The organism is Aporhodopirellula sallentina SM41, assembly GCF_000346505.1.
In the GTDB taxonomy this organism is placed as follows: Bacteria; Planctomycetota; Planctomycetia; order Pirellulales; family Pirellulaceae; genus Rhodopirellula; species Rhodopirellula sallentina.
Window position 1 is genome coordinate 1 of sequence record NZ_ANOH01000381.1, and the last position, 7,692, is coordinate 7,692.

Sequence of the window (7,692 nt, forward strand, 5' to 3'; positions counted from 1 at the left end):
GAGCCAACCAGCACGGTTTCGCGGTGTGATCCGCTATCACCAGTGAGCGCGGAGCCAATTCCCGGACACACAACTCCTGCTCGCTCCGCACGCGAAAAGCGACGCAAGAAGAAGGCCAGTCCGGAACAGCTGATTCGCTGGGGAATCTGGGCCTATTTCTTGCTGGTCATTTTCGAGGGGGCACTCCGAAAATGGGTTCTACCTGGATTGGCCACGCCACTGCTGGTGGTTCGGGATCCAATCGCTTTGGCAACGCTGTACTTGGCCGCCAAGCGTGGCTGGCTACCACTGAATGTGTATGTGATTTCGGCGTTGACGATTGGTTGCCTGGGTTTTTTGACGGCCATCACGGTAGGGCACCGCAGTCCCTTTGTGGCCGCGTTTGGTGCTCGAATTCTGATCCTGCATGTTCCGATGGCGTTTGTGATTGGACGCGTGCTTTCGCGTAGCGACCTGTTGAAAATCGGCCGCGTGATCATTTGGATCACCGTTCCGATGACGGTCTTAATGGCGTTGCAGTATTTCAGCCCCCAGTCGGCCTGGGTTAATCGAGGTGTCGGCGGTGACATGGAGGGAGCTGGCTTTTCTGGAGCGATGGGTTACGCTCGACCTCCGGGGACGTTTTCTTTCACCAACGGGCTGACGTCATTTTATAATTTGGCAGGAGTATGGATCGTCTATTATTGGCTGACACCCGGCAAATGCAATCGATTGATCTTATTGCTCGCTACCGGCGGCCTCATCTTAGCGATCCCGCTTTCGATCAGTCGTGCTTTGCTTTTCCAGACGGTATTGACAGGGATGTTTGCGATGCTGGTGATCGCCCGGAAGCCAAAGTATCTGGGAAAGGTGATGGGGGCAGGGATAGCAATTTCAATTGCTCTTGCATCGGTGTCATGGACCCCTGCTTTCCAAACAGGTATGACAGTTTTTGCGAAGCGATTCGAGACGGCGTCCGACAGCGAAGGCGGTTTAGAAGGAACGCTCGGTGATCGTTTCTTGGGGGGGCTGATTGGTGCTGTCTTCAACGCAACCGATTTGCCGGTGTTTGGTCATGGCATTGGACTTGGGACAAACGTGGGCGCGAAATACACGACAGGAAAAAGAACATTTCTGATCGCGGAAGGAGAATGGGGGCGCGAGGTCGGTGAGCTTGGCCCACTACTGGGATTGCCGCTTATTTTCGTTCGGGTGTTGATGGCCGCACAGCTTTGGTGGCTGGGGTATCAAAAACTGACGCGGAGCGATCCGCTAGCCTGGATCTTGTTGGGAGCGGGGGTCTTGGCAATTGCGCAAGGTGGATGGGCGCAGCCCACAGCGTTAGGGTTCTACACATTGATTACGGGGCTAGTGATTGCTGCTATACGAACATCTCCTACTTCTAAGAAGTCGAGGCCAAAAAAACGGCATGTGGAGCCACAGCGAGATCATTCGGTGGCTGTTTCGTGAACATTGTTCTCATCACCCATCCTGACTGGCTTGATTCCCGCAGTATGCCTCGTTTTGCCGAGATGATACGCGAAGGAATGCGCTCTCGGGGGCATGCGGTATCGATTCTGACGGCGCCCGCGATTGTGTCCAAGTTGCCGTCTCCGTCTCCTGGGATCCAAAAGTGGCTTCGATATTTCGATCAATTTGCCCTTTTCCCTCGGCAGCTCAAACGCAAAGTCGATGCGTTTCCTCCGGACACATTGTTTGTGTTCACCGATCAAGCCCTCGGAATGTGGGTGCCCTACGTACGACACCGTCGCCACGTGATCCATTGCCACGATTTTCTCGCTTTGCGATCCGCACTCGGTGAGTTTCCTCAGAACCCAACCAGTACGACCGGCAAGCAATACCAAACATTGATTCGAAAAGGATTCTCGAGCGGCGACAATTTTATTTGCGTTTCCGAAAAAACGAGGAATGACTTGCTCGGGTTGATGAGCAAATCTCCCCAATCTGCTCATGTCGTTTACAACGGACTCAATGGGGATTTTGAACAACTCGAAGAGCGGGAAGCATCGCTACGCTTAGCAGAGCACCTTCGTCCCGAGGACCAAGAGGGGTTTTTACTGCACATTGGCGGCAACCAATGGTACAAAAATCGAATGGGAGTACTCGTGCTGTATCGTCGTTATTGTGAAGTTAGTGCAGACCCATTGCCCCTGTGGATGGTGGGAGTTGAACCAAGCGAAAAACTGAAGCAAGTCGCTGGCACCATACCGGCCAATGGTGACGTTCGCTTCCTGACGGGATTGAGCGATGAGCAAGTCGTCGCGGCTTACAATTTGGCAAAGTTATTTCTGTTCCCGAGTCTCGAGGAAGGCTTTGGATGGCCCATCGCAGAGGCCATGGCCTGCGGGACTCCAGTTTTGACGACCGATGCCGCTCCGATGAACGAAGTCGGTGGTGATGCTGCAATCTATCATCGACGCTTGGAATCCGGCCAAGAAGATGCCTGGGCGTGCGATGGGGCTGAGTTGATAGGAAAATTCTTGAATCAGCTGGGCTCTGCTCGCCAACTGAGAATCGCTTTAGGACTTGCCAACGCGCGGCGTTTTGATCCGTCTCAGACAATGGATCAATACGAACAGATCTATCGTCAAGTGCTGGAAAGCTACACTTCGAACTCGAATAGTACAGCGATCGCGTGAGAATCCTTCGTGTCATCTCCAGCATGGACCCGACGATGGGCGGTCCGTGTCAAGGCATCCGAAATTTGGCTCCCGAACTCGATGCGCTCGGCTGTGCGAACGAGATTGTATGTCTGGACGATCCAGCTTCCTCCTATCTTGCCGAAGAGAAGCTAACAGTCCATGCGATCGGAAAGGCGTCAGGCCCATGGGCTCGGCACCCAGGCTTGGTTCCTTGGCTTGGCGAGAACCTACCTCGCTTTGATGCCGTGATCATTCATGGGCTGTGGCAGTACGCTAGCTATGCGGTCACCAAGTCGATGCGGCAACTGAGACGGGATCAGACGTACACAAAGCTACCTCGTGTGTATGTGATGCCTCACGGGATGCTGGATCCTTGGTTCCAGAACGAACCATCGCGACGCATTAAGGCATACCGAAACTGGGTTTACTGGAAGCTGATCGAACATCGCACGATCTCAGAAGCGACTGGCGTACTGTTCACCTGCCAAAAGGAATTGGAGTTGTCACGGTTGCCATTTTGCCCCTACCGTCCGCAACAGGAAATCAATGTTGGCTACGGGGTGGCTGAACCGCCCGCCAGGACGGATTCGATGGATCAGACGTTCCGGGACACCTGCCCACAATTGGGAACTCAACCCTTCCTGCTGTTCCTCAGTCGTATCCACCCGAAGAAAGGTGTCGATCTGCTGATCAATGCCTATGCTCGACTCGCGGAGCAAGCGGATGCAGTAAAAGATTTCCCTGCGCTTGTGATCGCAGGGCCAACGGATTCGGAGTACGCGAACAACATGCAACGAAATGCCGCTTCACATCAGTTGCTTCGCAACTGCCAAGAGCCGAAGGAAGGTCCCGGAATCATTTTCCCCGGGATGCTGCAGGGTGACGCGAAGTGGGGGGCTTTTTATGGCTGCGAAGCGTTTGTATTACCGAGTCATCAGGAAAACTTTGGCATCTCTGTGGTGGAAGCCTTGGCCTGCGGCAAACCGGTTCTGATCTCCGACCAAGTCAACATTTTCAGCGATATCGAAGCCGACGGGGCTGCGTTCATAAGTAACGACGAACTACCTGGTGTTACCAACCTGCTCGCGAGATGGCTCTCAACTCAACAGCGAGAGCGAATCCGGTTGCAGGATTCTGCGTTTAAGTGCTATCGCAAGCGTTACCTTCCCACCGCAGCTGCTCAAAAAATCACCAAATCGATCGACCAAAAGTGGGGGCATCAATGAACGAAGCAAGGCCTATACCGCATCGATTGGCGGGACTCGACAGCATCAGGTTCGTTTGTGCGATTGTGGTTGTGATCGGTCACTTCGGGATGCCTTTTGAGATCTCATTACCAGCGATTCCGCTCATTGAACGAGCTCTCAATGGTATCATCGGGTGCCTGTTCAATGGACCTGCCGCAGTTGTCATTTTCTTTGTGCTCAGCGGACTCTGTATTCACTTCCCACAAACACGGCGAGAATCACTCCACACAAAACCTTTCTACACCAAGCGTTTTATCAGGATCGGAATCCCGTGTTTCTTGGCACTGCTTTTTTACTGGCTTCTGCAAATCAAACTGCCAGCACCAAAGTTCGGTGTTTTTTGGAGTATCATTTGTGAGAGCATTTACTATGCACTTTACCCCGCCATTCTTCTCTTTGCGAAGCGTTGGGGATGGGCAAGCACCGTAATCTCAGGCTTTTGCATTAGTTCATTTATAACCATCGCGAACGTTGATCTAATCACTGAAAACGCCGACTATACTGCTTTTGGTCTCTGGACCTGGGCGATCGGATTACCTTGCTGGCTGCTAGGTTGTTGGCTCGCTGAGAATACCCGACGCTTCCCTGCCCTCACCACCCTGCAGATTTCTTTCCTAAGAGCGTTGGTGTTCTTGGTAAGCGTGGTTCTAAGGGTAGTGAAATTCCACGTCGAATCGCCCTTGGCAAGCAATTGTATTACCCTGAATATATTTGCGTTTTTCGCAGTTTTTTGGATAGGATGCGAAGTCAACTACTATGCAAACAGAAAACCATTTCATTTCCTTGAGTGGGGAGGTACGTGGAGCTATTCCCTCTATATTATTCATCCATTAATACCCACGCTAGTGGCAACAACCATCGCTATTTCAGCTCAAAACTCACTTTACAGAGTTGGTGTATTTCTCGTGGCCTTCGTCACCTCCTACCTATTCTTCCTTTTGGTCGAACTTCCCTCGCACCATCTTGCAAAGTGGCTAGGGGCACGAGCACAATTGAATTGATTGCCATCTCTCTTGTCGAAAAGTGCATGCCCGCAAACTCAATAGCTATGAGTGATGAAGATCGCACTTCAGTTTCTCAGCACTTGCTCATCAAAACACATTCGATGTCGTCACTCCCTCGAACTGCCTCTGCCGTCAAATTCACCAACATCAAATATGACATCGAGCGTGCTTGTGGGGCGGTTTCAGCTAGCGAAACAACCCAGTGGGATCAAAGCCCTGTCGAAACTCGGCAATCGACCAAACTGTAGGCACGACTGGCAATGATATTAAACGCAATGGAGTGCTGCCGGAAACGCGACTTGCCGGCCGCAGCAAACGAGGAATTATTGGAAGCGATTGGACATGAGTAGATCAGCCGCTGCGTCCGATGGCACAGCACCTCTTGATTACGGAGATACCAGACCGACCGAGGGTGGAGCGAGTTATTCTTTTTCACAGCGTCTTCAACGTCTTGCTTGGACGGTCGTCTGGACGATGCTCGCGTCGTGGACTCCGGCCCCGATGCATCGCTGGCGTGTGCTCCTTCTACGTCTGTTTGGTGCGCAGGTTCACCCCACTTCGCATGTCTATGGCTCGGCAAAAATTTGGCTGCCGCAGAATCTGGTCATGGGGCCGCACGCGTGCTTGGGACCTCAGGTTAATTGCTACTGCATGGCGACAATCAGGCTGGACGACCATGCAATCGTTTCCCAAGGGGCTCACCTCTGTGCGGGGACGCATGACGTGGACGATGAGTACTTTCAACTGATTGCCAAGCCAATCGTAGTCGAAGCTTACGCCTGGCTCGCTGCCGAAGCATTTGTCGGCCCTGGCGTCACTATTGGTAGACGAAGTGTCTTGGGAGCACGATCGGTCCTCTTCAAAGACACCGTTTCAAACGGTATCTACGCCGGCAATCCGGCCAAACTGATCCGCCAGCGACGTTGCGGTTAATCGATGACACTTGAGCTGACCATCGCGCTTCCCGTCAAGAATGAAGAGACCGATCTATTGGCATGCCTCAATGCAATTGGTCACGATTTCGCGAAGCGAGTTGTCGTGATCGACTCAGGCAGTTCCGACGCGACGCCAAGCATTGCCAAAGAATGGGGCGCTGATGTCGTTGACTTTGCCTGGAACGGTCAATTTCCCAAAAAACGTAACTGGTTCCTTCGGAATCATCGTCCTGAGACCAAGTGGGTGTTATTCCTGGACGCGGATGAACATCTGACGTCCGCATTCAAGGAAGAGTTGCGAGCCACACTACCAGAAACTGAACACGTTGGTTTTTGGTTGCATTACACGATTTACTTTTTGGGCCGCGAGCTGAAGCATGGCTATCCGCTCGACAAACTGGCTCTGTTTCAAGTTGGTTCAGGTGAGTACGAGAAAATTGACGAGGAAGGATGGTCAAAGCTCGACATGGAAATCCATGAGCATCCCATCTTAGACGGTTCGATTGGGACCATTCGCACCAAAATCGATCATCGCGATTTCCGCCCTGTCCACCACTACATTGCCAAGCATAACGAGTACTCATCCTGGGAAGCCAAACGGTATCTTGCCCGCGAGGTAGGTAGCCTGGAAGCGATGACGCTCAAGCAGAAGATCAAGTATCGATTGGTCAATTCCCCGATGGCTGGACCTGTCTATTTTTTGGGAGCCTACGTACTGATGCGAGGGTTCTTGGATGGCTCCCGTGGCTTCGCGTTCGCGTTGTTGAAGCTCTCTTACTTCACTCAAGTCTATTGCAAGATCCAGGAACTCAAGCGGATTCCATCACAGAGCCACAAGCAAAACACCTAGCACGGCCTGATCATTGGATGCCGGATTTGTCTCGACCACTACAACTCACGCCCCTCTCTGGTTGCCTGTTGCTTCAACACCCCTTTGCGAAAGAAATTGAATGAAACGAGCGTTGATCACTGGAGTGACCGGGCAAGACGGTTCCTACTTGGCCGAATTTTTGTTGGAGAAGGGTTATGAGGTACACGGAATTAAACGACGTGCTTCCTCGCTGAATACGGAACGTGTCGATCATATCTACGAGGATCCCAATTCGCCCGATCCTCGGTTCCATCTTCATTACGGCGACCTGACCGACACGTCGAACCTGACGCGAATCATCGCCGAGGTCAAACCGGACGAGGTCTACAATCTCGGGGCGCAATCGCACGTTGCGGTCTCCTTTGAATCGCCCGAGTACACGGCCGACGTCGATGCGATCGGGACCCTCCGTTTGTTGGAGGCGATTCGCTTTTTAGGTCTGGACAAAACTTGCCGCTTTTACCAAGCGTCCACGTCCGAGCTTTACGGCCTCGTCCAAGAGATCCCGCAATCCGAAACGACCCCTTTCCACCCTCGGTCACCCTACGCAGTTGCCAAAATGTATGCCTACTGGATCACGGTGAACTACCGTGAGTCCTACGGGATGTACGCTTGCAACGGGATTCTCTTCAACCACGAATCACCTCGCCGTGGCGAAACCTTCGTCACTCGCAAGATTACCCGCGGCATCGCCAACATCGCCCAAGGCATCGAAGAATGTCTGTACCTGGGAAACATGGATGCCCTGCGTGACTGGGGTCACGCCAAAGACTATGTCCGGATGCAGTGGATGATGCTGCAGCAGGAGCAACCTGATGACTTTGTTATCGCCACGGGCAAGCAAATCAGCGTGCGCGAATTTGTCCGCTTGGCCGCAGCCAGGGCGGGGCTGCAGATCGAGTTCAGTGGTGAGGGTGTTGACGAGACCGCGACCATCACCGAAGTCACCGACGCGGAGCTGGCCCCCGGGGTTCTACCAGGGCAAGTCATCGT

At 52.8% G+C, this 7,692-nt stretch carries 7 protein-coding genes; all 7 read left to right on the plus strand.

All coding sequences use genetic code 11. The features are described 5' to 3' along the window. Positions 1-1,449: hypothetical protein (locus RSSM_RS24715; protein WP_236621359.1), on the plus strand; the 1,449-nt coding region annotated here is incomplete at its 5' end. Positions 1,450-1,493: 44 nt separating this feature from the next. After that, complete coding sequence (locus RSSM_RS24720) at positions 1,494-2,639, plus strand: glycosyltransferase family 4 protein (RefSeq protein ID WP_008686275.1); 1,146 nt, start codon at positions 1,494-1,496, stop codon at positions 2,637-2,639. Continuing rightward, the gene (locus RSSM_RS24725) at positions 2,636-3,868 is read left to right on the plus strand and encodes a glycosyltransferase (RefSeq protein ID WP_044303588.1); all 1,233 of its coding nucleotides are present in this window, start codon (positions 2,636-2,638) and stop codon (positions 3,866-3,868) included. The genes RSSM_RS24720 and RSSM_RS24725 overlap by 4 nt, the downstream gene beginning before the upstream one ends. Beyond that, a complete protein-coding gene (locus RSSM_RS24730; RefSeq protein WP_008686280.1) occupies positions 3,865-4,890 on the plus strand; it encodes an acyltransferase family protein in 1,026 nt (341 codons plus the stop codon). Before RSSM_RS24725 ends, RSSM_RS24730 begins: the two co-directional genes overlap by 4 nt. 345 nt (positions 4,891-5,235) lie before the next feature. After that, positions 5,236-5,826 carry an LbetaH domain-containing protein gene (locus tag RSSM_RS24740; protein WP_044303590.1) on the plus strand — a complete coding sequence of 197 codons (591 nt, stop codon included), beginning with the start codon at positions 5,236-5,238 and terminating at the stop codon, positions 5,824-5,826. Between the two features lie 3 nt (positions 5,827-5,829). After that, on the plus strand, positions 5,830-6,678 hold the full coding sequence (locus RSSM_RS24745) for a glycosyltransferase family 2 protein (protein ID WP_008686286.1): 849 nt from the start codon (positions 5,830-5,832) through the stop codon (positions 6,676-6,678). A gap of 100 nt (positions 6,679-6,778) precedes the next feature. Continuing rightward, a partial coding sequence (gene gmd, locus RSSM_RS24750; RefSeq protein WP_008686288.1) for a GDP-mannose 4,6-dehydratase occupies positions 6,779-7,692 on the plus strand: 914 nt, incomplete at its 3' end.

Bases quoted from the DNA above. Each gene is read 5' to 3' on its own strand.
- RSSM_RS24720 (WP_008686275.1), top strand. From the start codon at position 1,494: ATGCCTCGTTTTGCCGAGATGATACGCGAAGGAATGCGCTCTCGGGGG.
- RSSM_RS24730 (WP_008686280.1), top strand. From the start codon at position 3,865: ATGAACGAAGCAAGGCCTATACCGCATCGATTGGCGGGACTCGACAGC.
- RSSM_RS24740 (WP_044303590.1), top strand. From the start codon at position 5,236: ATGAGTAGATCAGCCGCTGCGTCCGATGGCACAGCACCTCTTGATTAC.
- RSSM_RS24745 (WP_008686286.1), top strand. From the start codon at position 5,830: ATGACACTTGAGCTGACCATCGCGCTTCCCGTCAAGAATGAAGAGACC.